The organism is Nonomuraea sp. NPDC048916 (assembly GCF_040649575.1).
Taxonomy (GTDB): Bacteria; Actinomycetota; Actinomycetes; order Streptosporangiales; family Streptosporangiaceae; genus Nonomuraea.
Window position 1 is genome coordinate 218,710 of sequence record NZ_JBEZFS010000002.1, and the last position, 26,303, is coordinate 245,012.

The following is a 26,303-nucleotide window of genomic DNA, read 5'->3' on the forward strand; positions in this document are numbered from 1 at the left end:
TTCCTCACTGGGTCTTCTCATCGAGAGGGTGGGGGTTGGGCAGGTCCGGTTTCCGGTCGGTCCAGACGGTCGACTCGACCGCGGTGAACTCGACGATCTCGAGGCTGTCCGGGGTGAGCGTCTCCAGCGCCAGGGGGGCACCGGTCGTGGGGTCCACGATCAGTCGCGTCCGCACCTCCCGGCCGGAGCGTTGGTGATCCGGGCGTGGGTACACAACCGCCTGTCCGGTACGCCCGAGCTGGTCGGTGACCTGGCCTTGTGCGGTGACAGCGGGGAGCGAAGCCATCAGCTGGTAGGCGGCGGCCCGCACCTTCGGGCTGACAGGTACGTGGACGATCAGAGTGGCAAGGTTGTTCAGCAGATCGGTGGTGTCACCGGCGGGCGGCTCCAGCAGAGCACGGAGCCGCTCGGGGTCCTCCGGCAGGTCATCCATTCTCGTGAGCGGCTTGCCGGCGAGCATCAGGCGCCAGTTCACGTCGGCCGACTCGTCCGAGCGGGCCGTACCTGGCGCCGCCGCCAGCCGCTCGGGATCCGCGCCGAGCAATGGCGCACGGCCCGCACCGCCATCCTGGTAGCTCCAGGTTGTGGGCGAACCGTCGGCCTGCCATGCCTGCTCGTCCTGGGGTGTGGCGGGCCGGGCACCGTGATAGCGCCGTACGGTCCAGTGGGAGTCGTCCTGCTCGGCGACCTGGATCCAGGTCTCCTCGGCCGCGGTGACCTGTAGTTCGTACCGGCCGCGCGGCTCGCTTATCCTCAGGCCCTTGATCAGCTTGATGCCCCACCAGTCGCCGTCGGCCGGCTGCTTGGCGACCGAGGTGGCGGCGGCGAGCAGGATCTGCTGAGGGTTCGGCCGCGTGGATGGCGGAGTGGGTGGCTGAGCGGCCTGGGGCAGCAGCAGAGTGATGGCCGCCACCGCCCCAGTCAGCCCCAGCCCGAACGCCGGCCACCACTTGCCCTGCGCCGACCGACCGGCCGAGCGCGGCTGGGCACGCCGGCCGTCCACCTGACTACTACTGGGAGCGGTCGAGGCGCGCTCCTCCTCGACCAGCGCCCATAGCCGAGCCCGACCGCGGGCGACCGTCTCCGCCGAGGGCCCTGGTACGGCGCACTGCTGCCGTACCGCGGACAGGTCATCCATCTGAGTCTCCGTTCATGGGGTCGACATTCTCGAGGGCGGCCCGCACCTTCCTGCGCGCCCGGTTGAGCCGGGAGGAGACCGTTCCGTATGGAATGCACAGCGACTTGGCCACCTCGTCGTAAGTCAGGCCTGCCAGCGCGACGAGCAGCAGCACGTCTCTGTCGCCCTTGGACAGACCGGCCAGCGCCATCCCCAGCGGTCCTCGAGCACGGCCCGCGTCCAGGCGGGCGGTGACCCTGTCCTCCATCCCCTCCTCGATCTCCCTGGCGGAAGGCGCCCGGCGGAAGGCCGCCAGCATGCGGGCCAGCGTGCGTCGCCGGCCTGCGACGAGGTTGGTCGCGATGCCGTACAGCCAGGGCCGTACGGCGCCTCGCTCTGGGGCGAAGGTGTGCCGCTTGCGGAAAGCGGTGAGGAATGTCTCCGCCGCCAGGTCCTCGGCGGCCTCCGGCCCAAGCCGTACAGAGAGGTAGGAGTAGATCTCCTCGAAGTACCGGTCGTAGAGGATCGCGAACCGCTCCGGCTCTCGCACGGAGGTGGTGATGACCATAGCGTCATCGCCGGCCCGCGTCGGGGGATCGCCCACCGTTGGTGGAGCGGCCATGCGGAGTGTCCTTTCTGTCGTTCACATGCCTTACTCCGCCGCTCGCGCCGTATCCCTTCACGGGATGGCGGCACGTGACAAGCCGAAGCGGGCGGTCGTGCGGGCTCGCTCCCGGGACGGCCTCCGTGAGGCCGTCCCGGGAGCACCTCACTGACCGGAGAGAGGCATCGCCGTGCATGCGACAGGAGGGGTCATCGAGCGAGCGTCCGGTAGGCGCGGATGATGGTCTGCTCGACGGTGTTCCCGCGCGTATCCGTCGCTTTGGCGCGCAGCGACACGAATCCGTCCGTGGCGGGATGACTGACTCTCATAAGCCCTCCGGCTGCCTTCGCGCGTGTCCAGTTCGCTCCGTCGTCGAAGGAGACGTGCAGTTCGAGGGAGCGCGGCCTGCCCGCATCCGAGCCCGCAAGGCGTTCGACGCTGACCGGGATCTGGTAAGGCCGGCCGCTCGGCGCCGCGTTGCCGGAGTCAAGAGGGGGCTTGAAGCGGACGATGGACAGAGGCAGTCGCCTCGCCGTTCCGTCGACGCCGGCGGAACGGAACGTCCAAGCGGTCGAGGTCCGGGAGGACAGCGCCGCAGGTTGACGATGCTCTGATTCCAGGACCAGCCGATACGAGCCTTCGCCCTCCGGGACGTCGAACGAAGCGTCGGCCGATGCCGTCTCGCCGAGGAGGGCACCGTCTCTGAAGAGCGTGGTGCGCGCTGAGGCGTATGTCGTGCTACCTATCCGACCGGCGCTGTCGCTCAAGGGAGCGCCTACTGTTGTGATCGTGTTGCCTTCGCGCCAGGCGCTCGCCGTCTCGTCGCGCTCGTCCTGCGAAAGGATGGGGGCGAACACGCCCCGGTTCCAGTGTTCGACGTAGTGGCGCCCTGGCTCGTATCGGGATTCATGACTTTCGAAGGAGACCTGTGCCTTTCCGCCGGGAATGATCTCGAAGAAGAGTTTCCGCCACCCCATGTCGCCATCAGAGTTGACGTGGAGCTTATGAGTCGAGGGGAGGGACACCGGAGTGCTCATGGGAAAGGAGTCGAGGCGGAGGTCCGGCAACTGCGCATCGCTGACCCAGATGCCGCGTGCTCCTGGGACATGCGCGGCATAGTCGGCGCGGATGGTCGCCAGCTGCCGCTGTTGAACGTTCCGCTGGAATCCGGTGACCATGCCTCCCCGGTGTGACCAGGCCAGGCGGTACACGCCGTCGGTTCCCTGCCACTGCCCATCGATTCTGGTCACTGTTTCGCCGGGGAAGAGGTTGGAACCCACCTGTCCTGTCGAGATCTGATCCGGTCGCTCGGCGATCAGCTCCCCGCCGGCGCTGTCGTGCTGAGTAAGTGGTCCACCGTAATTCACCGATACCCACTGCGGGTTGGCCGAGGCTGGGACGACCACCTTGATGGGCCTGGCGGTCCGCGCGTCCATGATCACGGTTCCTGCCCCCTTCACCTCGAGCGCGGGGTGGACCAAGTAGGCGGTGTGCTCGCCTTCGCGCACATAGGTCCTGACCTCCCAGACTCCCTTCGCCAACCGGACGGTGACCTCGCTGCCCGCTTGGTCGAGGACGATCGCGCGTGTCCGCTGGGCGGGATCGTCGAGCCTCCGCAGTTGAGTACTGCCCGTGCCCGGCTGTCCCCTCCGATCCACGTACCCGATCGTCAGGGGGTACTTCTCGCTCTCCTTCTCTATGCCGAGCGGCGTGCTGATGCTCACGTTGTCGCCGTCGGCGGACAGGTAGCCGCCCGCCGGTTTGTCCGTGGCCAACGTGGAAACGTCCGCCGTGACGACCGCGTGCGCCACGCCACCAGGCGGCACCACGAGAGAGGAGGGGGTCACCCTGAACACCGCGTGAGCATCATGCTCGATGGCGAGTGCGAGCGTCATGGGTGTGGCTCCGTCGTTGCGATAGGTGATCCGCCGCTCCACCGGCCGGTCACCATGCGGCCACGGTTGCAGGCCGAAGCTGACGGCGGCCGGATCACTGGTCAGCGACTGCGTGGAGGCTCTGGCCACGTCCAGCCGTCCCGCCCCTTGGGTGAACACCGTCGCATCCGGGTTCGGTCTGGCAGCGGCCATCAACGCCGCCTTGAGCATCCGGCCATCCCAGTCAGGGTGCTGACCGGCGAGAATCGCGGCCGCTCCGGCGACATGAGGGGCCGCCATCGAGGTGCCCGACATCGATACATACGAGCCGTCGCCACCGGAATCCTTGCTGCGCGCGGCGACGATATCCGTGCCCGGCGCGGTGATTTCAGGCTTCAGCGCGGAGTCGCCCACCCGCGGGCCCCGGCTGGAGAACGGTGCCATGTCGTCTGATCGGTTCACCGCCCCCACGGCGAGTGCGGCGTCGGCGGTGGCCGGCGAGCTCAGAGCGCGATCGCCGCCAATGTTGCCGGCGGCGGCCACAACCAGTACGCCATGGCGATCGCTGATGTCCTGAACCGCCTGCTCCAGGAGGTCCGGTCCTTCCCTGTCTGGAGAGCCGAGGCTGAGGTTGATCACCTTGGCGCCGTGATCCACAGCCCACTGCATTCCCGCCAGAATCGACGATGTCAGGCATCCGTAGCCGTCGCACACCTTGCCGTCCAAGAGGACGGCCCCGGGCGCGACGCCTCTGGCTGGCCGTCGCCGGCGATCGTAGCCGCCACGTGCGTGCCGTGGCCGCTCACATCACGTCCGTCCGAGGTCTCGGTGAAGTTCGCCTGAACGCCCACCTTGCCCTCCAGGTCGGGATGGGTCGTGTCGATCCCAGAGTCCAGGACGGCGACCTTCACCCCGTCGCCGGTGTGTCCACGCTCCCAGGCGGTGGGGGCACCGACCTGTTTGACGCTGTTCGTGAGCAACGGCTTGTTCAACCGATCCAGCCACACCTGCGGGGACCGGGTGCTTCGGATCAGCGCCGAGAGTTCCCGCCAGAAAGCGGCGCGCTTCTCACTGCCGGCTCGTACGGCCAGGCCATTGACCGCGGGCAGGTCCCGAACCACGGTCGCGGCGCTCGCCATCGCTGACCGGAGGCCCTTCGCCGCATCCCCGTCTCGATAGGTCACGACGAGCGGGAGTTCGCCCGCCTTCTTGTCGTATCCAGCGGCGATCAGCCCGGTCACATCGAAGAGGTCGCGATCCAACGTGCCGGCGTTCAAGGCCGCCGCGGCATCGCTGGGGACGACGTGCAGCCGGCCCTCCGACCGGTCGACGACGAATGAGACCTTTTCCCGGCCCTCGCCCCGCTGGAGCATGACGCCGCGACCGCGCCCGTCCACCGTGACCCTGTCTCCGGTGATCAGCGTGACCGTGCCGGCCCTGCCGGTCGACGCGGGGATGAAGGGCGTCCTACGGTGTTCCTCGACGGCGGCGAGAGGGGACGTATTGGCTGCGTTCGCCATACCTGAGGACGCACTCATCACCAGGAACGACGCGGACATGAGGGATAAGATTTCGCGTTTCATGTTCACCCATACTTCGATGAGACAACTCTGACGGTTATCCACCGAAGCCGCCCATTTCCTTCAGGGGCGATCGATCCAAGCTCCCGATGGGCTACAGAGCCTGGGGGCTCGCAGCCTCCTGCTCAGCTGCGTCCGCACGGAGGTGCGGCGGGAGGCGCGCAGCACTGGTCGCACCTCCGGACACGCTCCGAGCGCCGGCGGTCAGGACGCGGCGGCCCCCGCCCGGACCCGGGTGGCCGTGACGTAGCGCTCCAGCAGGATCTCGGTCAGCTCGGGCGCCGGGCCCAGCACGTCGGCGACGACGTCGGCCCCCGCCGCCAGGGTGTCGCGGCGTACCTTGTCGGCGAAGTGGCCGGGCGCCAGCAGGTAGGGCGCCACGGCCACGCGGGGCGCGCCGGCCCGCCGCAGCTCGGCGACCGCCTCCTCGGGGGTGGGCGACGCCGCAGAGGCGTAGGCCGCCGTCGCGGCCCACCAGCCCGCGCCCCGAACCGGAGCGGAGCGCGCGCCGGAGGGACGGCCGGTGGGGCGCAGGCGGCCGCCGCGGCCCCACTGCCGGGCCATCCGGGCGACCACCGCGTTGGCGCGGGCGTCGCTCGAACCGGCGGAGACCAGCACGACGGCGGTGCCGGGGTCGGCGGGCCGCACTCCGGCCTCGGCCAGCCGCCGCTCCAGCGCCGGCAACAGGAGCGGATGCGGCCCCAGCGTGGACCCGTGGCGCACGCTGAGCCGCGGGTCGCGGGCCCGCGCCTCGTTGAGGGCGGCGGGCAGGTCCACCCGCGAGTGGTAGGCCTCGGTGAGCAGCAGCGGCAGCACCACGGCCTCGGTGAGCCCGTGCAGGGCCTGCGCGAGCGACGGGGTGGCGTGGTCCAGGTAGGCGGTCCGGACCGGCAGCCCGGGCCGCGCCCGTCGCACGGAGTCGAGGAGCGCCTCCACGGTGGCGGCGGCACGCGGGTCGCGGGACCCGTGCGCCACCGCCACCAGGGGCACGTCACGGCCCGCCCCGCCTGCCAACGGGGCGGGCCACACGCCGGGGTTCACAGGTGAATGCCGCATTCGACCTTCCCCAGCCCCGCCCAGCGGCCGCTGCGCGGGTCCTCGCCGTCCGCGACCTGCCTGGTGCAGGGGGCGCAGCCGATCGAGGGATAGTTGTCGTAGTGCAACGGGTTGACCAGCACCCCGTTGTCGGCCATGTAGTTGTCGACGTCGTCCTGGGTCCACCGCGCGATCGGGTTGACCTTGACCATCTGCCGCTTGGCGTCCCACTCGACGACCTTGGTCTCGGCGCGGGTGGGCGACTCGTCGCGGCGGATGCCGGAGATCCACGCCAGGTAGGGCTCCAGCGCCCGGTTGAGCGGCTCCACCTTGCGCAGGTAGCAGCACAGGTCGGGGTTGCGGCCGAACAGCCGGGGACCGAGCTCGCGGTCCTGCTCCTCGACCGTCCGCGACGGCTTCACGTCGATCACGTTGACGTCGTAGACCTGGCGGACCGCGTCACGCGTGCCGACGGTCTCGGCGAAGTGGTAGCCGGTGTCGATGAACAGCACGTCCACGCCCGGCTTGACCCGGCTGACCAGGTCGATCAGCAGGGCGTCGCTCATGGAGGAGGTCAGGCAGAGCCGGTCGCCGAACGTCGCCGCCGCCCACCGGATGATCTCGCGGGGAGAGGCTTCCTCAAGAAAGATCGCGGCGGAGTCGACGATGTCCTGCAGGTCGAGCGTGCCACGCTGCTCTCTTAAACCGACTTCGATGTCCACCAGCGTCATATCGTCACTCCGATTCCGAGGAACTTCAGTTTGAAGGCGCGGGAGCAGGCCCTGCAGTACCAGCCGCCGTCGCCCTCGTACGGCTCCAGGTCCTCGTCGCCGCAGTAGGGGCAGTGGAACGGAACGGCCCGCGCGCTCATCGGAGATCCGCCTCGTCGGCGCGCTGCACCCAGTCGGCGAAGGACTCGCCTTCCTTCTTCTGGGTGTCGTAGTGGGTCACGACACGCTCCACGTAGTCGGGCAGGGCGGTGGCGGTCGTCTTCAGGCCGCGCACCTTGCGGCCGAAGCCGGGGTTGACGCCGAGCGAGCCGCCCAGGTGGATCTGGTAGCCCTCGACCTGCTCGCCGTTCTCGTCGACCACGAGCTGGCCCTTGAGCCCGATGTCGGCGACCTGGATGCGGGCGCAGGAGTTGGGGCAGCCGTTGACGTTGATGGTGAGCGGCTCGGCGAAGCCGGGCAGCCGCCTCTCCAGCTCGTCGATCAGGTTGGAGGCACTGGCCTTGGTCTCGACGATGGCCAGCTTGCAGTATTCGATGCCGGTGCAGGCCATGGTCTGGCGGCGGAACGTGGACGGGTTGACCTGCAGGTCGCGGGCCTCCAGCTCGGCGACCAGCGAGTCGACCCGGTCGGGCGCGACGTCGAGGATGACCATCTTCTGCTCGACCGTGGTGCGGACGCGGCCGGAGCCGTGCCGTTCGGCGATGTCGGCGATCGCGTGCAGCCGGTCGCCGTCGAGGCGGCCCACCCTGGGCGCGAAGCCGACGTAGAAGTTGCCGTCCTTCTGCGGGTGGACGCCCACGTGGTCGCGGCGCGAGCCGCGGGGCTGCTCCGGCGCGGGCCCGTCCGGCAGCGGCTCCTTGAGGTATTCGGTCTCCAGGACGTCCCGGAACTTCTCCACGCCCCAGTCGTTGACCAGGAACTTGATCCGCGCCCGGTGCCGCAGCCGCCGGTAGCCGTAGTCGCGGAAGATCCCGATCACACCGCCGTAGACGTCGCCCACCTGCTCCGGCCGGACGAACACGCCGAGCCGCTTGGCGAACATCGGGTTGGTGGACAGCCCGCCGCCCACCCAGAGGTCGAACCCCTTCTCACCGTCCGGGCCCTCGACCCCGACGAACGCCACGTCGTTGATCTCGTGCACCGTGCAGTGGGCCGGGCAGCCGCTGATCGCGGTCTTGAACTTGCGCGGCAGGTTGGAGTAGGCCGGGTCGCCGATGAACCGCTCGTGCACCACGCGGATCTGCTCGGTCGCGTCGAGCACCTCGTCGGTGTCGATGCCGGCCAGCGGGCAGCCCAGGATCACCCTCGGGGTGTCGCCACACGCCTCGGTGGTGGACAGCCCGACGGCCTCGAGCCGCTCCCAGATGTCGGGGACCGACTCGATCTCCACCCAGTGCAGCTGCACGTTCTGCCGGTCGGTGATGTCGGCCGTGCCCCTGCCGTACTCGTTGGAGATGTCGGCGATCACCCGCAGCTGGCGCAGGTCGAGCTGGCCGCCGTCGATCCTGATGCGGAGCATGAAGTAGCGGTCGTCGAGCTCCTCCGGCTCCAGGATCGCCGTCTTGCCGCCGTCGATGCCGGGCCTGCGCTGGGTGTAGAGGCCGTACCACCGCATGCGCCCGCGCAGGTCGGCCGGGTCGATGGAGTCGAAGCCGCCCTTGGCGTAGATGTCGATGATGCGCTGGCGGACGTTGAGCCCGTCGTCGTTCTTCTTGCTCTCTTCGTTCTTGTTGAGAGGCTCACGGTAACCGAGAGCCCACTGGCCTTCGCCGCGCGGTCGCTTGTGATGCCGGCTGGCGGGAGTGCTCATTGCGCGTCCTTCAGATCATGGGCGCGCGCAGCTGTCCTCCTGCCTCGTCATCGAGTGCAGGGGTTGAGGAATTGCGACGCGCTCAGCGTGAAAACAGGAGTGGTCAGCGGGCGTCGCAACAGATGGCACTGCGGACACGCAGAAGGTCGACGTGGCGTCGACCGACGAGCATGGGGTCCGCTGGCATGTACACGAAGATACTCTGACGGTCCGGGATGTCCAAGATGGGGTCCAGAGTCTGGACTCGATCATCCCTGACGCAGCCAGCCGAACTCCGACTCGTGGCTCTCCTCACGGCTCTGGTGCTGGCAGTCGCACCAGGAGCCGCCACGGCAGTCCTCGTGGCGCTTCTCCTTGCAGCTGTCACAGATCACGGTTCACATTATTCCTCGTAGAACGATGTTCGGGTTAGGGTGTCGGACGTGAACCTGATGCCCGAGCTGCTCGCCGATCTGCGCGCCGAGACCGAGTCGCTGGAGCTGCTGCTGCGCCCGCTGCGGCCCGGCGACTGGGAGCTGCCCACGCCGGCCGAGGGATGGGCGGTGCGCGACCAGATCAGCCACCTGGCCTGGTTCGACGACGCGGCGCACGCCGCGGTGACCGATCCCGCCGCGTTCCGCGCCTCGATCGCGGAGCTCACCTCCGTGGACGACCTCGCGGCGCTCTCGCGCGGGCTCCCGGCCGCCGAGCTGCACGCCTGGTTCCGCACGGCCCGCGCCCGCAGCGCCGAGGCGTTCGCCGGGCTCGCCCCCAAGGACCGGGTGCCCTGGTACGGGCCCGACATGTCGGCCGCGTCATTCGTCACCGCCCGGCTCATGGAGACCTGGGCCCACGGCCAGGACGTGGCCGACGCGCTCGGCGTCACCAGGGAGCCCACGGCCAGGCTGCGGCACGTCGCGACGATCGGGTTCAGGGCCATGCCGTACGGCTTCGCCGTGCGGGGCCTGGCGGCGCCGCGGGACCCCGTGCGGGTGGAGCTGACGACGCCGGGCGGCGAGCCGTGGACGGCCGGCCCGGTGGACGCGACGGACGTGGTGCGCGGCCCGATGCTCGACTTCTGCCTGCTCGTCACGCAGCGTGTGCACCTGTCGGACACCGCGCTCGAGATCACCGGCGCGACGGCCCGCGCCTGGATGGAGATCGCCCAGGCCTTCGCCGGACCCCCCGGAAAGGGCCGCGCGCCGAGGTCGGGGACAGATCAGGGACAGTCCGGATGACCCTTGCGCGAGTGCGGTGACATGCTTGAACCATGCGGACAATTCTGAACGTCATCTGGCTGGTCTTCGCGGGGATCTGGCTCGCCATCGGATACGCCGTCGCCGGGGTCATCTGCTGCGTGCTGATCATCACGATCCCGTTCGGCATCGCCTCTTTCAGGATCGCCGCCTACGCGCTGTGGCCGTTCGGCCGGACCGTCGAACGCGACCCCGAGGCCGGGGTGTTCTCGTTGATCGGCAACATCATCTGGTGCGTCGTCGCCGGGATCTGGCTGGCCATCGGGCACGTGGTGACGTCGATCCCGTTGTTCATCTCCGTCATAGGCATCCCCATGGGCATCGCGAACCTGAAGCTCATCCCGGTTTCGCTGCTCCCACTGGGCGCGCGCATCGTCGACGCCGACCGGGGCAGCGTACGAGCGACGTAAGCTGTTCCGTAGAGTCACTGCGAAATCACGTCTGGGTGCCATGACCTCCACCGAAGCGCCTGCTCGGCCGAAGAGGCGGTTCACCGCCAACGCGCGTGCCAGGCTGAGCTGGGTGCGAGACTCCAAGTCGTGGTCGGTCGTCCGGGCGGCCACCAACGCCGGAGTCGCCTACCGGGTGACCGGCCTCGCGGGGGAGGCGGCGTTCTTCGCCCTGCTGTCGCTGCCGCCGTTCGTCCTCGGCCTGATCGGCGTGCTGGGCAAGCTCGGCACCTGGCTGGGCAAGGCCCAGGTCGACACGATCAAGACCTGGGTGATCGACCAGGCGGGCGTGCTGTTCACCGAGGAGACGATCGACTCCGTCGTCAACCCGCTCATCAACGACGTGCTTCGCGACGACGCCAGCAAGGTCTCCATCATCTCGCTGGGCTTCCTGCTGTCGCTCTGGTCGGGGTCGCGGGCGCTCTACGTGTTCGTGGACCTGATCTCCGTCGCCTACGGCCTCGGAGAGGAACGCGGCATCGTCCGGACCAGGCTGATGTCGTTCGGCCTCTACGTGGTGGGGCTGCTCATCGGCATCATCGTCATGCCGATCCTGGTCATCGGGCCGACGCTGCTCAAGGGCGTGCTGCCCGGCGAGTACGGCGTGCTCATCGACGTGCTCTACTGGCCGGTGGTGATCATCGGATCGGTGCTCTTCCTGACCGTCCTCTACCACTTGAGCGTGCCGGTGCGCACCAAGTGGTATCGCGAGCTGCCCGGCGCGATCCTGGCCCTGTTCCTGTGGATCGTCTGCGCGGCCATGCTGCGGGCCGTGCTGGCCGCGTGGTTCTCCCCGGTCTCCGTCTACGGCTCGCTGGCGGCCCCCATAGCGTTGCTGCTCTGGCTCTACATCACCGCGCTGGCCGTGCTCATCGGGGCCATCCTCAACTCCGAGGTGGACCGGCTGTGGCCGGGCCTGGGCCGCACCGCCGAGGCCTGACCGGAGCCGCCGGAGCCGGGCGCGGCCCGCCTGACGTGCTCATCGCCCGGAGTTCGCCCCCCACCCCATCCGCTATCGTCTAGAAGGACGCGACTGGCGCATTGGGTGGGATCGACCACCAGGGAGCGGAGGGAGCGGAGGCCGTGCGCCTGGGTCTTCGCCGTTGTCAATGATGACAGGGGAGTCATGAGTTCTCTCGCTAGCGTCGACCCGCAGATCGCCGAGCTCATCAAGGCGGAGGAGCGCCGCCAGGCCGACACCGTCAAGCTGATCGCGTCCGAAAACTACGTGTCGAAGGCGGTCCTCGAGGCCACCGGCACCGTCCTGACCAACAAATACTCCGAGGGCTACCCCGGCAAGCGCTACTACGAGGGCCAGCAGGTCATCGACCAGATCGAGACCCTCGCCAACGAGCGGGCCAAGGCGCTGTTCGGCGTCAACCACGCCAACGTCCAGCCCTACTCCGGCTCCCCGGCCAACCTCGCCATCTACATGGCCTTCCTGCAGCCGGGCGACACCGTGATGGGCATGGGCCTGCCGTTCGGCGGCCACCTCACGCACGGCTGGTCGGTCTCGGCCACCGGCAAGTGGTTCAACCCGGTCCGCTACGGCGTGCGCAAGGACACCGGCCGCATCGACCTCGACGAGGTCCGCACCCTCGCGCTGGAGCACCGGCCCAAGCTGATCTTCTGCGGCGGCACCGCGATCCCGCGCACGATCGACTTCGAGGGCTTCGCCGCGATCGCCCGCGAGGTGGGCGCCGTGCTGGCGGCCGACATCGCCCACATCGCCGGCCTCGTCGCGGGCGGCGCCCACCCGTCCCCGGTGGGCCACGCCGACGTGATCTCCACCACCACCCACAAGACGCTGCGCGGCCCGCGCGGCGCTATGCTGATGGCCACCACCGACGAGCACGCCACCGCCCTCAACAAGGCCGTCTTCCCCGGCCTGCAGGGCGGCCCGCACAACCACACCACCGCCGCCATCGCGGTCGCCCTGCACGAGGCCGCCACCGACGACTTCAAGGCCTACGCCCACCAGGTGGTCGCCAACGCCAAGGCGCTGGCCGAGGAGCTCGCGAGCCGCGGCTTCGACCTGGTGTCGGGCGGCACCGACAACCACCTGATCCTGCTCGACCTCACGCCCAAGGGCATCGGCGGCAAGCCCGCGGCCCAGGCGCTCGACCGGGCCGGGCTGGAGACCAACTACAACACGGTCCCGTTCGACACGCGCAAGCCGTTCGACCCGTCGGGCATCCGCATCGGCACCCCGTCGGTCACCTCGCGCGGCATGGGCGAGGCGGAGATGCGGCAGATCGGCGCGTGGATGGACGAGGTCGTCACCGCCCTGGCCAAGGGCGACGCCGAGTCCGTCATCACCCGGGTGCACCACGAGGTCAGCGAGCTCACCTCCCAGTTCCCGGCGCCCGGCCTGTCCTGACGATCCGGCACCCGCGAAACGCCCCGCCATGCCGGCGGGGCGTTCTCCTCAGGCGCTCGCTCTCAGCGGTCAGCCGAGGAACACGTGGTCGGCCCGGTAGGGCGCCGGCGCCTTGCTGCCCGGCCTGCAGGAACCGGCTGGGGCGAGGCCGCCCTCGGTGTTGAGCCGCAGGATCTGGGTGGCGTGGGAGAGCAGGCCGCCACCCGCCCCCGACGGGGTGGCGACCAGCACGAGCTCGGGGATGTTCCGGGCGCCGTTCGGCGTCCGTGAGACGACCTCGCCGCGCACCGCGGCCGGTCGCTGCCGTGCAGCACTCGCTTCGCGCCTGGCGCGACAGCGCCGCGTGCCTGGCGCCATGCCTTGCGGGCGCTCCCCCAACCACTTGGTTGACAACCAACTGGTTGGTGGATACGTTACATCGACAATGGACACGCCAGAGGGCCCCATCGATCGCAGAACCGCCTTGGTGGAGGCCACGTTCCGATCCATCGCGCATCACGGGTTTGAGGGACTGCGCCTTCGAGAGGTTGCGGCCACTGCCGGGATCGACCACTCGACTCTTCACCACTACTTCCCGACGAAGCAGGACATGATAGTGGCCGTGGTCGAGCGGGCGACGGTGCCGCTCTATACGACGATCCCAGCGGGGTCATCGCCCGGCGACCGTCTGCGAGATCACCTACGCATCCTGGCCGAGATGATCGAAACCGAGCCCGATCTCTTCGTGGTTCTGGCAGAGATCGACTTGAGAGCCCGAAGAGATCCGGGGATCCGGGCGATCCTCGATCGAGTGGAAGCGGGATGGCGGCTCGGTCTGGAACACCTTCTCGACCGCGACACCACAAGGGTCGAGTTGGTCATCGCAACGGTAAAGGGGGTAAGGCTCGATCCGCCGTTGGCACGAGAAGTCCTCGGCCACTTGGCGAGTCTTCTAGCGAAAGCGAATTCCAGCGAGGGGTGACACCTTGAGCGCGACGACGGATCACATGACGCGCATCGGACCGACCCTCCTCGTCGTCGGTGGGGCCGTCGGGCTGATCGGGGGCGCCACCCACGGAGACCTGCCCGAAGGCTCTGGAGCCGCGGCCCTCCAGTTCGTGGCAGATCACCCAGCGTACGCCTTCGTCCACATCCTCTCGATCCTTGGCGCAATCCTCTGGGCGTTGGGACTCACCGGGTGGCGAGTAGCTAGATCGACGCCGGCTAGCCAGTGGTTAGCCGGAGCGGCAGGCCGTGTCGCGCTGATAGGAGCTGCGGTCTTGGCCGTGCAGTTCTCCTTGGACGGGATCGGAATGGAAGCCCTGGCAGCGCTGTGGTCGGAGCCGGGCAGCACGAAAGACGTGTTCGAGGCCATTGCAGAGATCGCCCCGGAAGCCCTCATCGGAACTGCTCTGACATGGGTCGCACTCCTTTACGGCATTACGCCGATCCTGGCCGGATCGTCACTCGTCCTTGCAGGCCGCGCGCCACTGGGCTGGTCAGGTTTGCTCTTGGGTGTCTTCTCGCTAGCCGGTGGACTCTTGCTCGCGCTGCGCGTCGAGATCGTTCCGGACTGGCTGGTCTTCGCCGGCTCGATCATCGGCGTCAACCTCTGGATCGTCATCCTTGGCGTCTACCTGCTCCGAACGGTGCCCGCGGGCATCTCGCAACCATCGACTCAAGAGTCCCGATAGGACCAGGTCGACATGCCGGCTACCCGAACCCGAATCCGGCTTGGCGCCGTGGCCTGGATGGCGACCATCCTCTACTTCCCGGTGCAGCTTGTCGTGGCGCTGGCGTGGCCTCAGCCCTACTCGCTCATGGTCAACACCATCAGCGATCTCGGCATCACGACCTGCGGCATGTCGAACCCCTTCCCCGGTCGCGAAGTGTTCGCCTGCTCGCCACGGCATCTGCTGATGAACATGGGGTTCCTGGTCGTCGGGGTCATGACCGCGGCCGGGGCCGTCCTGACCTGGCGGGTGTGGCCGCGTAGACGGCTGACGACGACGGCGCTGCTCTGTGTGATCACCGCGGGTGTCGGCGGAGTTCTGGTCGGCATCGCGCCATCCGACATCGCGCCGCAGCTGCACAGTGTCGGGGCCTTGTTTCAGGTCCCCGGTGTGATCGCGCCGCTGCTCCTCGGGCTTGCCCTCCGCCACCAACGACCCAGGCTCGGCGCGTTCTCCATCATCATCGGAGCGATCGGCGTCGTGGGCACCGCACTCTTCGCGCTCCAACCGTCTGCCAACTGGTTCGGGGCCCTGGAACGACTTGCGCTCGATCCGTTCACCCTCTGGACGTTCGTGCTCGGAAGCGCTCTACTCGCCACGCTCACGACCACCTTGTCGGGTCTGTCCGATGAACAGTTCCCTTCGGGGATGCCCGGCCTCGAATGACGCGGCGGGCAAACGCCGGGCCGCGCGGCACCTGCCTGGTGCGACGGCGACCGCAGCGGCGAGCGGCTAGACGTCGACGGTGAGCAGCTTCTTGCCGCCCGTGGTGACGACCTCGAACCGGTCGATCTGGTTCAGCGGCACCGAGCTTCCGCCGTGCATGTAGAGCGGCTCCGGTTGTCCCGGCACCCCGTAGCCGGCCTTGGGCACCGACCACCCCGTCATCACGTGTCGCTCGCCCGACAGCGACACCGACACCAGCTCGCACTCCAGCGGCCCCTTCACCCCTGCCAGCTTGAGCGCGGCATGGGTGCCCCACGCCTTCGACTCCAGCACCAGCCCGCCGGTCACCCCGCCGGCCCCGACGCCCGGCACCGGGATGCCCTCGGCGTAGAACTCCTCGGCCGGGCCTTGATGGTCGCCGTGGCCCGCCGCGACCGGGGGAGCGGTCGCGCCGCCGCCGAGCTGGGTGCCGATCGTCATGCCGCCCGCCACCAGCGTGACCGCGGCGGCCAGGCCGATCAGGACGGTCCCCCTGCGGTCGCGCCGGTCGGCCCGCTGCTTACGCCGCATGAGGTCGATCACCTCGGCCTCCCCGTCCCGGGAAGGAGGGGGGTCGTCCTCGAGAGGGCCGATCCCGGTCAGCGCGCCGGCCACGCCGGACAGCTCCGACAGCTCGGCCACGCACGACGGGCAGACCGAGAGATGCGCTTCGAAGGCCCGGCGGTCGTCGCCGTCGAGCAGTCCGAGGGCGTAGGCGCCCACATCGGTGTGTTCGACCTTCGAGCTCACGCCGTCACCCCTCTCTCCTGCAGTGCGACACGCAACGCGCGGACCGCGTAGTAGACCCGGGACTTCACGGTGCCCACCGGGATGCCGAGCGCCTCGGCGGCGTCGTTGACCGACCGGTCCCGCAGGATCGTCTCGTTGAGGATCTCGCGGTGTGCCGGTGACAGCGCCCTGAGCGCGTCCGCCACGACCACCTGATGCAGAAGCCCCTCCATCTCGTCGGGCACGGGCACGCTCTCCAGCGGCCCGTCACCCGACTCCTGAGGGCGGGCGTCCCTGCGCCGCCGGTCATCGATCACGATACGTCTGGCGACGGTGGCGAGCCAGGGCATCAGCGACACCGACGCGGGATCGAGCCGTTCCGCGCTCCGCCAGGCGCGGATCATGGTCTCCTGTACGACGTCCTCGGCCCACTGCCGGTCGCCCGCCGTGAGCCGCACCACGAAGGCCAGCAGCGGCCGGTGGTATTCCCGGTAGAGCGCGGAGACGACCAGGTCGTCATCCGGCCGTACGCGCCTGATCCAGTGGCTCAAACGCGGCTTGCCCATGGGGGCGGCTCCCTCTGCCGAGGGTGGGGGATACGTGCTGACTCGCATGATTCCCCTTTCTCGAGTGCGTCGGCAGGGAGTACGGCCGGCGCTCCGGGCGGGGTTCAACGGATCGCGAAGATAAATGCGATTGCGACCTTCGGGACATGGTGCGTAGAGTCGCCACCGACGAGATCGAGGAGGTGAGGACCATGCGGATAGTTCTGTTCCGTCTGCCGTCCGTCAACCTCCGGGTGCCTGCCTGAGCGCCACCCGGGTCCTCTTCGATCCAAAGGAATCACTCCGTTGTCCTTCGACCTCTCCTTGCTCGGCTGGTCCGACGTGCGCGCCGCCGAGCTTCCCGTTGACACCGTCCCCGCGCGCGTGGCGCGCGTCGATCGCGGCGCCGCCGAGGTGATCGCGGCCGGCGGCCAGCACCACGCCCGATACGGCGCCCGCGTCCGCCGGGCCTCGGCGGACGACCCGGTGGCGCTGCCGTGCGTCGGCGACTGGGTCGCCCTCAGGCAGCTGCCGGAAGGCCGCTTCGAGGTCGACGCGGTCCTGCCGAGAAGCTCGGCCTTCGTCCGCGGCGGCGTCAGCCGAGACTCCCGCGGCGGCCTGTCGGGCGACGGCCAGGGCCAGGTGCTCGCGGCCAACGTCGACATCGTGTTCGTGGCCGAGCCGTCCATGCACTCCACCGACTTCGCCGACCTGAGCCGCATCGAGCGGCTGGTCGCGCTGGCCTGGGAGTCGGGCGGCACGCCCGTCGTGCTCATCACCAAGTCCGACCTGTTCGAGCTGGGCCTGGACGAGCTGCTCGCCGACGTGCGCGGCGCCGCGCCCGGCGTGGACGTGCACGCCGTCTCCTCGACGCTCGGCGAGGGCGTGGAGCCGGTACGCGGTTACCTCGACGGCTCGCGCACCGCCGTCATCCTCGGCGCTTCGGGCGCCGGCAAGTCCACCCTGGTCAACGCGCTGGCCGGAGGCGGCGTGATGGAGACCCAGCAGGTCCGGGCGGCCGACGGGCGAGGCCGCCACACCACCGTGCACCGGGAGCTCATCCCGCTGCCCGGCGGCGGGCTCGTCATCGACACGCCGGGCATCCGCCGGGTCGGCCTCTACGAGATCGGCCAGGGTGTCGACCTGGTCTTCTCCGACATCGAGGCGCTGGCCGAGCGCTGCAGGTTCGACGACTGCGGGCACGTGGGCGAGCCCGGCTGCGCGGTCCTGGCGGCCCTGGAGAGCGGTGAGCTGCCCGAGCGGCGGCTGCACAGCTGGCGCAAGCTGCAGCGGGAGGCCGCGTGGATGGCCGGCCGCACCGACGCCCGGCTCCGCAAGGAACAGCAGAACAAATGGAAGATCATCCATAAGGAGATGCGCCGTTCCGGCAGAAACCGGCCATGAGGGCGTCCGGCCGGGCGAACTCCCGGGCCGCCGGGCGGGGAGCCCGCGCGAACCGGGGGTACCACCTGGTGCATGGACATCGTGTTCGCCGACCGGGCCGAAGCCGGGGCCATGCTCGCCGAGCGGCTCCTGCACCTGCGTGACCCGGTGGTGCTCGCGCTGCCGCGAGGTGGCGTCGCGGTGGCCGTGCCCGTCGCCCACCGGCTGGGGGCCGTCCTCGACGTGCTCGTCACCCGCAAGATCGGCTATCCGCCGTCGCCCGAGCTGGGCGTCGGCGCGATCGCCGAGGGTGGCGAGCCGGTCTTCGACCTCTCGCTGCTGCGCCGGCTCGGGATGACGCCCGAGTCGGTGGCCGACGTGGTCGCGGACGAGCGGCGCGAGCTGGCCCGCCGGGTGGAGACCTACCGTCAGGGCAGGCCGCTGCCCGAGCTGACCGGCCGGGAGGTGGTCGTGGTCGACGACGGGCTCGCGACCGGAGGCACCGCGCGGGCCGCGCTGCGGGCCGTGCGCAGGGCCAAGCCGGCCCGGGTGACCCTGGCCGTGCCCGTGGGGGCTCGCGAGACCGTCGAGGCGCTGCGGGGGGAGGCCGACGAGGTGATCGTGCTGGCCACGCCGGGGGACTTCCGGGCGGTCGGCCAGTGGTACGAGCGCTTCGACCAGCTCACCGACGCAGACGTGCTGGGCCTGCTGGCCGAGGCGTAGGCCACGGCCATGGGCCCAGCACGCCGCCTAGACCGCCAGCACGGCCCAGACGAACTTGCGGGGGCCGTTCGGGATGATCCAGCCCCACGCCGCGGACAGCGCCTCGACCAGCCGCAGCCCGCGCCCGAACTCGGCGAAGACGTCGGGGGAGACGGTGATCGGAGCGGCCGGGCTGCGGTCGCTGACCACGCAGGCCAGCTCGGGGCCGTGGCCGACCAGTCGCAGCTCGATCGCGCCGCCGCCGTGCCGTATCGCGTTGGTGACCAGCTCGGAGACCACGAGTTGCGCGTCGTAGGTGATCCCGTCCGAGCCCCAGCCGGTGAGCGTGTGGTCGACGAAACGCCTGGCCGTGGCCACGCATCCGGGCTCGATCGTGCTCAACCGGTAAAAAGGGAAGACCACGTCGCAAGGGGCTGAGCGTCCATCCAGCAGAATGGACGCAAGCCATCCAGGCGGCCGGGCCCCGATGGCGGCTTGCGGCCGAGCGTCGAAAGTCGTCATCCTGGCCCCCGAAGCGCGGTCTGGTTGATCAGTTCCATCTTTACGGCACGCGCTTAGTGATGCAAGACTTTTCATAGTTTACAGATGCAAATTGCATCTGCACGTGCAGATGATCTGGGAGTGAAGGCGTGAGCGTACCTGGTGCGGAGGGGAAGGTCCTTGGCCACTCGCTGGGGAGCCCCACGGTCCTGCGGATCCTGCTGGGCACGCAACTGCGCAGGCTACGCACCCAGCGGGGCATCACCCGCGAGGACGCGGGCTACGCCATCCGCGCCTCCCACGCCAAGATCAGCCGGCTGGAGCTCGGCCAGGTCAGCTTCAAGGAGCGCGACGTGGCCGACCTGCTCACCCTCTACGGCGTCATCGACGAGGAGGAGCGGGCGCCGCTGATCGAGCTGGCCCGGCAGGCCAACGCCCAGGGCTGGTGGCACAAGTACGGCGACCTGCTGCCGAGCTGGTTCGAGGTCTACATCGGCCTGGAAGGCGCGGCCTCCAGCGTCCGCACGTACGAGAACCAGTTCGTGCCCGGGCTGCTGCAGGCGCCCGGCTACGCCCGGGCCGTGATCAAGCTGGCCCACTGGGCGGCCCCCGAGGAGGAGATCGACCGCCGCGTCGCGCTGCGCACCGCCCGGCAGAGGCGCCTGACCGGCGACAACGCGCTGACCCTGTGGGCGGTGATCGACGAGGCCGTGGTGCGCCGCGCCCTCGGCGGTCCGGAGGTGATGCGCGAGCAGATCGCGCACCTGCTGGAGATGACCGCGCTGCGCAACGTGACCGTGCAGATCATGTCGTTCGAGCGGGGCGGGCACGCGGCGGCGGGAGGGCCGTTCAGCATCCTGCGCTTCCCCGAGCGAGACCTGCCGGACGTGGTCTACATGGAGCAGCTCACCAGCGCCCTCTACCTGGACAAACCCGCCGACTCCGAGCGCTACACGCAGGTGATGGACCGGCTGAGCATCCAGGCCGAGTCCCCGGCCGATTCGAGGAGCTTCCTGGAGCGGTTGCTGTCGTCTGTGTGATCCACCCCATAACGGAATTTTGGTCATCCCGTATATGGCCTTCGGCGTGCTGCCGTATTGTCTGCTCGCAAAGCACGGATGCACGTGCATTTGTAAGCGCGAGGAGTTTCTCCATGCATGACTTCCGCAACGGAACGCCTGCCCGCACCCTTCCCGTCGTCTGGCGGAAGAGCAGGCGGAGCAATCCCAACGGCAACTGTGTCGAGGTGGCCAGACTGCCGACCGGCGAGGTCGCCATGCGCAACTCGCGTTTCCCCGACGATCCCGCGCTCGTCTACACGCCGGCCGAGATCGCCGCGTTCGTCCTCGGCGCCAAGGACGGAGAGTTCGACGACCTGATCGTCTGATTTCGGGGGTCCGCGAACCACGAGAGCCCGGCGTCGAGGACGCCGGGCTCTCTTCGTGCTCGGGATTGAGACTCGCGCCTGATCAGGCAGTTGCCCCGACCGGGTTCGGCAGGGTCTGGACGGCCAGGCCCCGCTTCATCGGGACAACTGCGGGATCACGCGTGCTCGTTCGGCGCTGCCGGGTAGGTCAGGCGGCGGAGATGCCGGCGCTGGCGGCGCGGCGCATGCGACGGCGACGCTCGGAGGCGCGCTCGTCCTCGTTCAGGCCACCCCACGTGCCGTACTTCTCCGGACGGGAAAGCGCGTAGTCAAGGCACTCGTTACGGACGGGGCACTGGGCGCAGATCGCCTTGGCCTTCCGCTCACGTACGTCACGCTCGGGCTGCCGCTCCCCGTCGGGGCCGAAGAAGAGCACGAGGTCCTCACCCCGGCACGCGGCATCATCCTGCCAACCCCAGCTGGGGCGCGGGCGGGCGAGCTGCCGACGTACCTGAGACATGAGAAAACCACCTTCGTGAGAGGTATTTCGGTAATTGAGCCGCATTGGACGCTTTTGGCGTCACTGTTCCAACGCAGGGAGGGGCCGCAGATGTTCCCGTGATCAGGTGAGGGCGAGCGTGGTGTACCGCACAGGCGTGAGCCTGTCCAGCGAAACCAGCCGGTAGGTGGTGATCGTCTCGGCGCAAGCCGTACCACACGGCGCTTGGAACGCCGATGGCGCAACCACAACCCGGAACCGGACGTCGCCGCCGCTTCGCGCGCTGACTCGCACGATGGCTTCGGTGACGTCGCCGTCCGACCTGGAGGATTCCACGGCCACCGCGCCGACAGAGCACTCTCCCGTATGGGATCGGGCGAAGTGCTCGACGGCTTGCAATGGCTCAGGGATGCCCGCGCGTCCCCGGTAACGGTCGAGAATGACCTCGCCCGACCGGTACGCGTTAGCCGCTGCGATCGCAGCAGCCTGAGACATGCTGCCGTAGAAAATTCCGTGTGGCAAGCACACGAGGTTGGCGGCGTAACGATCGCCGCCAACGTGTGACGTTTCCCATACTCTGTCCGGCAAAATTTTCGCCAGCTCACGAGCGAGGGGTAGTCCAATGCGGGCGCAGCACGCATTGCGCTTGGCGTGCGTGCAGACCAGAAATACCGGCTCGTCATCCAGTATGCAGGACTCCGGGACCACTCCGGCCACCAGCGCGTCAAGGTCAAGATCGTCGGGACCTGCGATGACTCCCGAGGCCAGCCAGGGGTCCGGGCCCGTTCCGTAGGCCACTAGCACACGCAGGCCCTGCTCCCCCGGACGGGTGCGCCGTCCGGGGCGGCGGATCAGCTGGGGCCTGATACCGCGATCGAGCGCCCGCCGCACGAGTTCGGCGATGTTGTCAGGAAGCTCGAAGTTCTCCAGATGGGACGGCCAGGCGCCGGGGTATTCCACGAGCAGCCAGAGCCGGGCCCCCACCGTGGCGCTGGCCCGCGTGGGCACGGCGCCGTCGTGGCTTCCCGCCGGATGTCCGCAGCCCCTGGCCACACCGCCCCCTTCGTAGATTAGGTAAGACTAACCTAAGAGTTTGGCGATCGAGATGTGGGGGTTCAGCCCAGCGTGTCGCGGGCGGCGGGCAGGGCCGCGGCCCGGTCCTCGGGCACCAGTCCGATCCTCGTGCGCCGGTCGAGCAGGTCGCCGACGTCGAGCGCTCCCTCGTGCCTGACCGACCAGAGCAGCTCGCCCTTGGTGATGCCCAGCCCGACCTCCTCGGGGTGCGCCCGGACGAGCTCGTGCACGGCCGCCGCCTCGCCGCCGTAGCGCTCCACCAGCCGCCGGGGCGCTCCGTCGGCGCGCCCCGGGTCCGCGCCGACGAGAGGCAGGCGCGCGGTGCGGCAGGGACCCGCCGGGAGGTTCGCGGCCGAGACCGCCCGGTCCACCGCGTCCTGGGCCATCCGCCGGTAGGTCGTGAGCTTGCCGCCGACGACCGTGACGAGCCGTCCGTCCGCCAGCACGGCGTGCCGCCGCGAAAGGTCGGCCGTGCCGCCGCCGGCGTCCGGAAGGCCGGCCGCGCCGCCGTCGGCGGCCAGCAGCGGCCTCAGGCCCGCGTAGGCGCCCGCCACGGCGTCCCGGTGAACGGGAACGTCCAGAACCGTGTTCAGCACGCCGAGGAGCGTCCTGACGTCCTCCTCGGGCGCCTCCGGCACGTCGGGCACGGGCCCGTCGACCGGCTCGTCGGTGAGGCCGACATAGACGCGGCCGTCGGCCTGCGGCAGCACGATCGCGAACCGGTTGCTCGCCCCCGGGATCGGCACGTGCAGCCCTGCGGTGAGGCCCGGCAGCGTCCCCGGCCTGAACACGAGGTGCGTGCCCCGCGAGGGACGCAGCCTCACCTGGGGGTCCAGCTGCCCGGCCCACACCCCGGTCGCGTTGACCACGGCCTTCGCGCGGATCGCGAACTCCTCGCCGGTCAGCTCGTCGCGGACGGTGGCGCCGGCGCCGGTCAGCTCCAGCGCGCGGCAGCGGGTCAGGATCGCGGCGCCGTACGAGGCCGCCGTCCTGGCGATGGCCACGACGAGGCGGGCGTCGTCGACCAGGCGGCCGTCCCAGGACAGCAGCCCGCCCCTCAGCCCGCGCTCGCGCAGGGCCGGCGCCAGCCGGTGCGCCCGTGAGGCGTCCAGCCGGGAGGGGCCGGGCAGCAGGTGGCGGGGCGTGCGGGCGGCGGCGCGCAGGCCGTCGCCGAGCCGGTAGCCGGTCATCAGCACGGCCGCCCGCGACCGGGACACCGCCGGCGTGAGCGGCAGCAGGTAGGGGTGCGCCCTGACCAGGTGCGGGGCGGTGTGGCGAAGCAGGATGCCGCGCTCGACCGCGCTCTCGTAGGCGACGTCCAGCTGTGCCCTGGCCAGGTAGCGCAGGCCGCCGTGCACCAGCTTGGAGCTCCACCTGGACGTGCCGAACGCCAGGTCGTGCGCGTCGATCGCGGCCACGCTCAGCCCGCGCGAGGCGGCGTCCAGCGCGGCGCCCGCGCCCGTCGCGCCGAGCCCCACGACGAGCAGGTCGACCGGCCGCTCGGCGGCGAGGGCCAGCTCACGGGCCCTCCTGTGCGCGTTCAGCGAGCTGTCCAAGGTATCCCTCCAGCAGTGCCGTGAGTTCGGCGTCGAGGTCGTCGAGCGTCATGGGGGCGAGCGTCGGGTCGTGTGCCGCGGGAGCGAGCGGCGTGGGGGCGAGCATCGTGGGGGCGAGCGGCGGTGTGGGGGCGAGCATCGTGGGCGCGGACACCAGGAACGACTGGGCCACCAGCAGCACCCCCCGGGCCTTGCGGGCGTCGCCGATGGCGCGTTCGAGCACGTCCAGCACGGCCTCGTGGGTGGCGCCCCTGCGCTCCAGCAGGTAGGGCAGGAGCAGGTCGGGATCGGCTTCCACGATCTTGCGCCAGAGCGGGTGCCCGCGCAGCCGCCGCACGCCCAGCACCACGGCCGCGACCGGGTCCGAGAAGTCGAGATCGGCCAGGATCCGCACCCATTCGCGGGTCATCAGGTCGGCGACCAGCGAGCGGACGTCGGGCCATCGGCGATAGAGGGTCATCCGGGACACCCCGGCCCTGCGCGCCACGTCGGTGAGCGTGGTGCGCCGCACCCCGTAGGCCAGCACGCAGTCGCGGGCCGCGTCGAGAACTCCATCATTGTGACGAATCAACGTCATATGTCACAGTGTAGACGTGCCTACCGAATCCATGCTGTGGTCCGGCTGGGGCGACCCCGCCCTGGCCCGCGAGCTGCCCGAGCAGGTCCGCGAGCTGCTGCGCGAGGTGCTGGGCGTGCGCTCGCCCGACGCCCCGCCCGTGCCCCTCGACTCGGTGCGGCTGCCGCCGGCGACGCTGTCCGCCGGGCAACTGGAGGCGCTCGCCGGCGTGACCGGGGCGGAGCACGTGCTGACCTCCCACGAGGCGCGGGTCCGGCACACGCGCGGCAAGTCCACGCCTGACCTGCTGCTGATGCGGGTGGGCGACGGCTCCGACGCGCCGGACGCGGTGGTGCTGCCCGGCTCGCACGAGGAGGTGGTCGCGCTGCTCGCGCTCTGCGCCGCCGAGCGGATCGCGGTCGTGCCCTTCGGCGGCGGCACCTCCGTGGTGGGCGGCCTGGTCGCCTCGCGGTCAGGCTTCGCCGGGGTGGTGGCGCTCGACCTGCGCCGGCTGGACCGGCTGGTGTCGGTCGACGCCGAGTCGATGGTCGCCGAGCTCCAGCCGGGGCTACGGGCGCCCGAGGCCGAGCGGCTGCTGGGCGCGCACGGGCTGACGCTGGGCCACTTCCCCCAGTCGTACGAGTACGCCACGCTCGGCGGTTTCGCCGCGGCGCGCTCCAGCGGGCAGGCCTCCGCCGGCTACGGCCGGTTCGACGACATGGTGGCGGGCCTCACGGTGGCCACCCCGGCGGGCACCCTGGAGCTGGGCCGGGCGCCCAGGTCGGCGGCCGGGCCGGACCTCCGGCAGCTGATGCTGGGCTCGGAGGGGGTGTTCGGCGTCATCACCTCGCTGCGCCTGCGGGTGCGGCGGCTGCCCGCGGAGAAGGTCTACGAGGGGTGGCGGTTCGCCTCGTTCCGGGAGGGCTCGGCCGCGCTGCGGGCGCTGGCCCAGGAGGGGCCGCTGCCGACCGTGCTGCGGCTGTCGGACGAGACCGAGACGATGATCGGGCTGGCCAGGCCGGACGCCATCGGCGGCGGCGACACGGGTTGCCTGGTGATCGCGGGGTACGAGGGGGCGTCGGTGGCCGAGCGGCGGGCCGGAGCCGCCGCGGTGCTGTCGCGGCTCGGCGGCGCACCGCTCGGGGAGGCGCCCGGCGAGGCCTGGGAGCACGGCCGCTTCTCGGCGCCCTACCTGCGCGACTCGCTCCTCGCCGCCGGGGCGACCGTGGAGACCTTGGAGACCGCCGCGTTCTGGTCCGGCCTGCCGCGGCTCTACGACGCGGTACGGCTGGCGCTGCTCGGCTCACTCGGCTCGCCGCTGGTCATGTGCCACATCTCCCATGTGTACGAGACGGGGGCCTCGCTCTACTTCACCGTCGTCACCGCCCAGCACGGGGATCCGGTGGAGCAGTGGGCGCGGGCCAAGGAGGCGGTCACCACGGCCATCGTCGAGGCGGGCGGCACCGTCTCCCACCACCACGGCGTGGGGCGCGAGCACCGCCGCGCCTACGCGACCGAGCTGGGGCCGGTGGGCGTGGAGATCCTGCGCGCGGTCAAGTCGCGGCTGGATCCCGCGGGCATCCTCAACCCCGGAGTCCTCGTCCCCTGACCCGACCCTCGGCACGGTGGCCGGCACGGTGGCTGGCACGGTGGCAAACAGGGTGACAGGCGTGGTGGCAGGCAGGGTGGCAGGCGCGGTGGCCCGGCTACGCCTCGTCCGGGGGGACGGCCTGGGCCGCCTCGTCCGTCGCCGCGGCGGCCTCGGCGTACTGCTGGAGGGCCTCGTACACCTGGGACAGGCACCACAGGCAGGCGACCAGCGCCGCGCCGCCCTCGGGGCGGGACAACTCGACCGCCTCGACCGCCAGCGGCAGCGCCTCGGCCGCGCGCCCGCGCTTGAGCAGCAGCGTGGCCGCGGTGTGCAGGGAGCGCACGAGCAGGGCGGTGTGCGCGGGGTCCGCGGCGGCGAGCTCGCGGCTGCGCGCGACCGCCTCCCGGAGGTCGCGCAGCGCGCCCCGGCTCCAGCGCGGGCGGGTCGCGGCGTAGGCCAGCAGGCCTTCGACGGCATCAGCCCCCGTGGTGCCCCGCCGAGTCGTATCGTCCGAACCGTTCCGGGCCATCGCAGCCCCCCTCACGGCCGACAACCGCTTGCTTGGGGCG

At 70.3% G+C, this 26,303-nt stretch carries 29 protein-coding genes and 1 pseudogene; 12 read left to right on the forward strand and 18 right to left on the reverse strand.

What is annotated here, in order from left to right; translation table 11 throughout:
• Positions 1-4 precede the first annotated feature (4 nt).
• The 9 genes and pseudogenes from AB0C16_RS02640 to AB0C16_RS02680 all read right to left on the reverse strand — a co-directional run bounded on the left by AB0C16_RS02640 (position 5) and on the right by AB0C16_RS02680 (position 9,125).
• A complete protein-coding gene (locus AB0C16_RS02640) occupies positions 5-1,138 on the reverse strand; it encodes a CU044_5270 family protein (RefSeq protein ID WP_357678110.1) in 1,134 nt (377 codons plus the stop codon).
• On the reverse strand, positions 1,131-1,739 hold the full coding sequence (locus AB0C16_RS02645) for an RNA polymerase sigma factor (RefSeq protein WP_357678112.1): 609 nt from the start codon (positions 1,737-1,739) through the stop codon (positions 1,131-1,133). Before AB0C16_RS02645 ends, AB0C16_RS02640 begins: the two co-directional genes overlap by 8 nt.
• Before the next feature lie 191 nt (positions 1,740-1,930).
• A pseudogene (locus AB0C16_RS02650) lies at positions 1,931-5,178 on the reverse strand (S8 family serine peptidase).
• 201 nt (positions 5,179-5,379) lie between these two features.
• On the reverse strand, positions 5,380-6,231 hold the full coding sequence (locus AB0C16_RS02655) for a sirohydrochlorin chelatase (protein ID WP_357678114.1): 852 nt from the start codon (positions 6,229-6,231) through the stop codon (positions 5,380-5,382).
• Complete coding sequence (locus AB0C16_RS02660) at positions 6,213-6,941, reverse strand: phosphoadenylyl-sulfate reductase (RefSeq protein ID WP_357678115.1); 729 nt, start codon at positions 6,939-6,941, stop codon at positions 6,213-6,215. The genes AB0C16_RS02655 and AB0C16_RS02660 overlap by 19 nt, the downstream gene beginning before the upstream one ends.
• Positions 6,938-7,081, reverse strand: coding sequence for an Insertion element protein (locus AB0C16_RS02665; protein ID WP_357678117.1), 144 nt, complete (start codon positions 7,079-7,081; stop codon positions 6,938-6,940). Before AB0C16_RS02665 ends, AB0C16_RS02660 begins: the two co-directional genes overlap by 4 nt.
• Positions 7,078-8,751, reverse strand: a complete 1,674-nt coding sequence (locus tag AB0C16_RS02670) for a nitrite/sulfite reductase (RefSeq protein ID WP_357678119.1) — start codon at positions 8,749-8,751, stop codon at positions 7,078-7,080. Before AB0C16_RS02670 ends, AB0C16_RS02665 begins: the two co-directional genes overlap by 4 nt.
• A gap of 103 nt (positions 8,752-8,854) precedes the next feature.
• Positions 8,855-8,938: a putative leader peptide gene (locus AB0C16_RS02675; protein ID WP_354532976.1), complete on the reverse strand. Its 84-nt coding sequence runs from the start codon at positions 8,936-8,938 to the stop codon at positions 8,855-8,857.
• Positions 8,939-8,999: 61 nt separating this feature from the next.
• Positions 9,000-9,125: a hypothetical protein gene (locus AB0C16_RS02680; protein ID WP_357678121.1), complete on the reverse strand. Its 126-nt coding sequence runs from the start codon at positions 9,123-9,125 to the stop codon at positions 9,000-9,002.
• 57 nt (positions 9,126-9,182) lie between these two features.
• Between AB0C16_RS02680 and AB0C16_RS02685 the strand changes: the two genes are divergently transcribed.
• The 4 genes from AB0C16_RS02685 (at position 9,183) to glyA (ending at position 12,815) form a co-directional block, all read left to right on the forward strand.
• Positions 9,183-9,968: a TIGR03084 family metal-binding protein gene (locus AB0C16_RS02685; RefSeq protein ID WP_357678233.1), complete on the forward strand. Its 786-nt coding sequence runs from the start codon at positions 9,183-9,185 to the stop codon at positions 9,966-9,968.
• Between the two features lie 32 nt (positions 9,969-10,000).
• The gene (locus tag AB0C16_RS02690) at positions 10,001-10,396 is read left to right on the forward strand and encodes a YccF domain-containing protein (protein ID WP_357678123.1); all 396 of its coding nucleotides are present in this window, start codon (positions 10,001-10,003) and stop codon (positions 10,394-10,396) included.
• Positions 10,397-10,436: 40 nt separating this feature from the next.
• Complete coding sequence (locus AB0C16_RS02695; RefSeq protein ID WP_357678125.1) at positions 10,437-11,375, forward strand: YihY/virulence factor BrkB family protein; 939 nt, start codon at positions 10,437-10,439, stop codon at positions 11,373-11,375.
• A 186-nt stretch (positions 11,376-11,561) separates the two neighbouring features.
• Positions 11,562-12,815, forward strand: coding sequence for a serine hydroxymethyltransferase (gene glyA / locus AB0C16_RS02700; RefSeq protein ID WP_357678127.1), 1,254 nt, complete (start codon positions 11,562-11,564; stop codon positions 12,813-12,815).
• 69 nt (positions 12,816-12,884) lie between these two features.
• On the opposite strand, the gene AB0C16_RS02705 is transcribed toward glyA, so the two are convergent.
• Positions 12,885-13,103, reverse strand: a complete 219-nt coding sequence (locus AB0C16_RS02705; protein WP_357678129.1) for a DUF3455 domain-containing protein — start codon at positions 13,101-13,103, stop codon at positions 12,885-12,887.
• 178 nt (positions 13,104-13,281) lie between these two features.
• Between AB0C16_RS02705 and AB0C16_RS02710 the strand changes: the two genes are divergently transcribed.
• The 3 genes from AB0C16_RS02710 (at position 13,282) to AB0C16_RS02720 (ending at position 15,193) form a co-directional block, all read left to right on the forward strand.
• Positions 13,282-13,776, forward strand: a complete 495-nt coding sequence (locus AB0C16_RS02710; protein WP_357678131.1) for a helix-turn-helix domain-containing protein — start codon at positions 13,282-13,284, stop codon at positions 13,774-13,776.
• A gap of 298 nt (positions 13,777-14,074) precedes the next feature.
• A complete protein-coding gene (locus AB0C16_RS02715) occupies positions 14,075-14,488 on the forward strand; it encodes a hypothetical protein (RefSeq protein WP_357678133.1) in 414 nt (137 codons plus the stop codon).
• 57 nt (positions 14,489-14,545) lie between these two features.
• On the forward strand, positions 14,546-15,193 hold the full coding sequence (locus tag AB0C16_RS02720) for a DUF998 domain-containing protein (RefSeq protein ID WP_357678135.1): 648 nt from the start codon (positions 14,546-14,548) through the stop codon (positions 15,191-15,193).
• Positions 15,194-15,259: 66 nt separating this feature from the next.
• On the opposite strand, the gene AB0C16_RS02725 is transcribed toward AB0C16_RS02720, so the two are convergent.
• Both AB0C16_RS02725 and AB0C16_RS02730 read right to left on the reverse strand, forming a co-directional pair.
• Positions 15,260-15,982 carry a zf-HC2 domain-containing protein gene (locus tag AB0C16_RS02725; RefSeq protein WP_357678137.1) on the reverse strand — a complete coding sequence of 241 codons (723 nt, stop codon included), beginning with the start codon at positions 15,980-15,982 and terminating at the stop codon, positions 15,260-15,262.
• Positions 15,979-16,527 (reverse strand): sigma-70 family RNA polymerase sigma factor, encoded by a 549-nt coding sequence (locus AB0C16_RS02730; RefSeq protein ID WP_357678139.1) that lies wholly within the window; start codon positions 16,525-16,527, stop codon positions 15,979-15,981. Before AB0C16_RS02730 ends, AB0C16_RS02725 begins: the two co-directional genes overlap by 4 nt.
• A gap of 285 nt (positions 16,528-16,812) precedes the next feature.
• Between AB0C16_RS02730 and rsgA the strand changes: the two genes are divergently transcribed.
• Both rsgA and AB0C16_RS02740 read left to right on the forward strand, forming a co-directional pair.
• On the forward strand, positions 16,813-17,910 hold the full coding sequence (rsgA, locus tag AB0C16_RS02735) for a ribosome small subunit-dependent GTPase A (protein ID WP_357678141.1): 1,098 nt from the start codon (positions 16,813-16,815) through the stop codon (positions 17,908-17,910).
• A gap of 72 nt (positions 17,911-17,982) precedes the next feature.
• Entirely contained in the window at positions 17,983-18,612 is a 630-nt protein-coding gene (locus AB0C16_RS02740) for a phosphoribosyltransferase family protein (RefSeq protein WP_357678143.1), read from the forward strand.
• Between the two features lie 27 nt (positions 18,613-18,639).
• Here AB0C16_RS02740 and AB0C16_RS02745 read toward each other — a convergent pair whose 3' ends face one another.
• Complete coding sequence (locus AB0C16_RS02745) at positions 18,640-18,993, reverse strand: ATP-binding protein (RefSeq protein ID WP_357678145.1); 354 nt, start codon at positions 18,991-18,993, stop codon at positions 18,640-18,642.
• Positions 18,994-19,241: 248 nt separating this feature from the next.
• Here AB0C16_RS02745 and AB0C16_RS02750 point away from each other — a divergent pair, with 248 nt between their 5' ends.
• Positions 19,242-20,132, forward strand: coding sequence for a helix-turn-helix transcriptional regulator (locus tag AB0C16_RS02750; protein ID WP_357678147.1), 891 nt, complete (start codon positions 19,242-19,244; stop codon positions 20,130-20,132).
• Between the two features lie 113 nt (positions 20,133-20,245).
• Positions 20,246-20,479 carry a DUF397 domain-containing protein gene (locus AB0C16_RS02755; protein ID WP_357678149.1) on the forward strand — a complete coding sequence of 78 codons (234 nt, stop codon included), beginning with the start codon at positions 20,246-20,248 and terminating at the stop codon, positions 20,477-20,479.
• A gap of 187 nt (positions 20,480-20,666) precedes the next feature.
• Here the strand turns inward: AB0C16_RS02755 and AB0C16_RS02760 are convergent, their stop codons facing one another.
• From AB0C16_RS02760 to AB0C16_RS02775, 4 genes are all read right to left on the reverse strand, one after another.
• Entirely contained in the window at positions 20,667-20,978 is a 312-nt protein-coding gene (locus tag AB0C16_RS02760) for a WhiB family transcriptional regulator (protein ID WP_080036407.1), read from the reverse strand.
• A 102-nt stretch (positions 20,979-21,080) separates the two neighbouring features.
• Positions 21,081-22,010, reverse strand: a complete 930-nt coding sequence (locus AB0C16_RS02765) for a sucrase ferredoxin (RefSeq protein ID WP_357678151.1) — start codon at positions 22,008-22,010, stop codon at positions 21,081-21,083.
• A 62-nt stretch (positions 22,011-22,072) separates the two neighbouring features.
• Positions 22,073-23,587, reverse strand: a complete 1,515-nt coding sequence (locus AB0C16_RS02770; RefSeq protein ID WP_357678153.1) for a glycerol-3-phosphate dehydrogenase/oxidase — start codon at positions 23,585-23,587, stop codon at positions 22,073-22,075.
• A complete protein-coding gene (locus AB0C16_RS02775) occupies positions 23,550-24,164 on the reverse strand; it encodes a helix-turn-helix domain-containing protein (protein WP_357678155.1) in 615 nt (204 codons plus the stop codon). Before AB0C16_RS02775 ends, AB0C16_RS02770 begins: the two co-directional genes overlap by 38 nt.
• A gap of 31 nt (positions 24,165-24,195) precedes the next feature.
• Between AB0C16_RS02775 and AB0C16_RS02780 the strand changes: the two genes are divergently transcribed.
• The gene (locus tag AB0C16_RS02780) at positions 24,196-25,752 is read left to right on the forward strand and encodes an FAD-binding oxidoreductase (RefSeq protein WP_357678235.1); all 1,557 of its coding nucleotides are present in this window, start codon (positions 24,196-24,198) and stop codon (positions 25,750-25,752) included.
• Positions 25,753-25,849: 97 nt separating this feature from the next.
• On the opposite strand, the gene AB0C16_RS02785 is transcribed toward AB0C16_RS02780, so the two are convergent.
• Entirely contained in the window at positions 25,850-26,263 is a 414-nt protein-coding gene (locus AB0C16_RS02785; RefSeq protein ID WP_357678157.1) for a hypothetical protein, read from the reverse strand.
• Positions 26,264-26,303: the final 40 nt, after the last annotated feature.

Bases quoted from the DNA above. Each gene is read 5' to 3' on its own strand.
- AB0C16_RS02640 (WP_357678110.1), bottom strand. From the start codon at position 1,138: ATGGATGACCTGTCCGCGGTACGGCAGCAGTGCGCCGTACCAGGGCCC.
- AB0C16_RS02645 (WP_357678112.1), bottom strand. From the start codon at position 1,739: ATGGCCGCTCCACCAACGGTGGGCGATCCCCCGACGCGGGCCGGCGAT.
- AB0C16_RS02655 (WP_357678114.1), bottom strand. From the start codon at position 6,231: ATGCGGCATTCACCTGTGAACCCCGGCGTGTGGCCCGCCCCGTTGGCA.
- AB0C16_RS02660 (WP_357678115.1), bottom strand. From the start codon at position 6,941: ATGACGCTGGTGGACATCGAAGTCGGTTTAAGAGAGCAGCGTGGCACG.
- AB0C16_RS02665 (WP_357678117.1), bottom strand. From the start codon at position 7,081: ATGAGCGCGCGGGCCGTTCCGTTCCACTGCCCCTACTGCGGCGACGAG.
- AB0C16_RS02670 (WP_357678119.1), bottom strand. From the start codon at position 8,751: ATGAGCACTCCCGCCAGCCGGCATCACAAGCGACCGCGCGGCGAAGGC.
- AB0C16_RS02675 (WP_354532976.1), bottom strand. From the start codon at position 8,938: ATGCCAGCGGACCCCATGCTCGTCGGTCGACGCCACGTCGACCTTCTG.
- AB0C16_RS02685 (WP_357678233.1), top strand. From the start codon at position 9,183: ATGCCCGAGCTGCTCGCCGATCTGCGCGCCGAGACCGAGTCGCTGGAG.
- AB0C16_RS02690 (WP_357678123.1), top strand. From the start codon at position 10,001: ATGCGGACAATTCTGAACGTCATCTGGCTGGTCTTCGCGGGGATCTGG.
- AB0C16_RS02695 (WP_357678125.1), top strand. From the start codon at position 10,437: ATGACCTCCACCGAAGCGCCTGCTCGGCCGAAGAGGCGGTTCACCGCC.
- glyA (WP_357678127.1), top strand. From the start codon at position 11,562: ATGAGTTCTCTCGCTAGCGTCGACCCGCAGATCGCCGAGCTCATCAAG.
- AB0C16_RS02720 (WP_357678135.1), top strand. From the start codon at position 14,546: ATGGCGACCATCCTCTACTTCCCGGTGCAGCTTGTCGTGGCGCTGGCG.
- AB0C16_RS02730 (WP_357678139.1), bottom strand. From the start codon at position 16,527: ATGGGCAAGCCGCGTTTGAGCCACTGGATCAGGCGCGTACGGCCGGAT.
- AB0C16_RS02740 (WP_357678143.1), top strand. From the start codon at position 17,983: ATGGACATCGTGTTCGCCGACCGGGCCGAAGCCGGGGCCATGCTCGCC.
- AB0C16_RS02755 (WP_357678149.1), top strand. From the start codon at position 20,246: ATGCATGACTTCCGCAACGGAACGCCTGCCCGCACCCTTCCCGTCGTC.
- AB0C16_RS02760 (WP_080036407.1), bottom strand. From the start codon at position 20,978: ATGTCTCAGGTACGTCGGCAGCTCGCCCGCCCGCGCCCCAGCTGGGGT.
- AB0C16_RS02775 (WP_357678155.1), bottom strand. From the start codon at position 24,164: ATGACGTTGATTCGTCACAATGATGGAGTTCTCGACGCGGCCCGCGAC.
- AB0C16_RS02780 (WP_357678235.1), top strand. From the start codon at position 24,196: ATGCTGTGGTCCGGCTGGGGCGACCCCGCCCTGGCCCGCGAGCTGCCC.
- AB0C16_RS02785 (WP_357678157.1), bottom strand. From the start codon at position 26,263: ATGGCCCGGAACGGTTCGGACGATACGACTCGGCGGGGCACCACGGGG.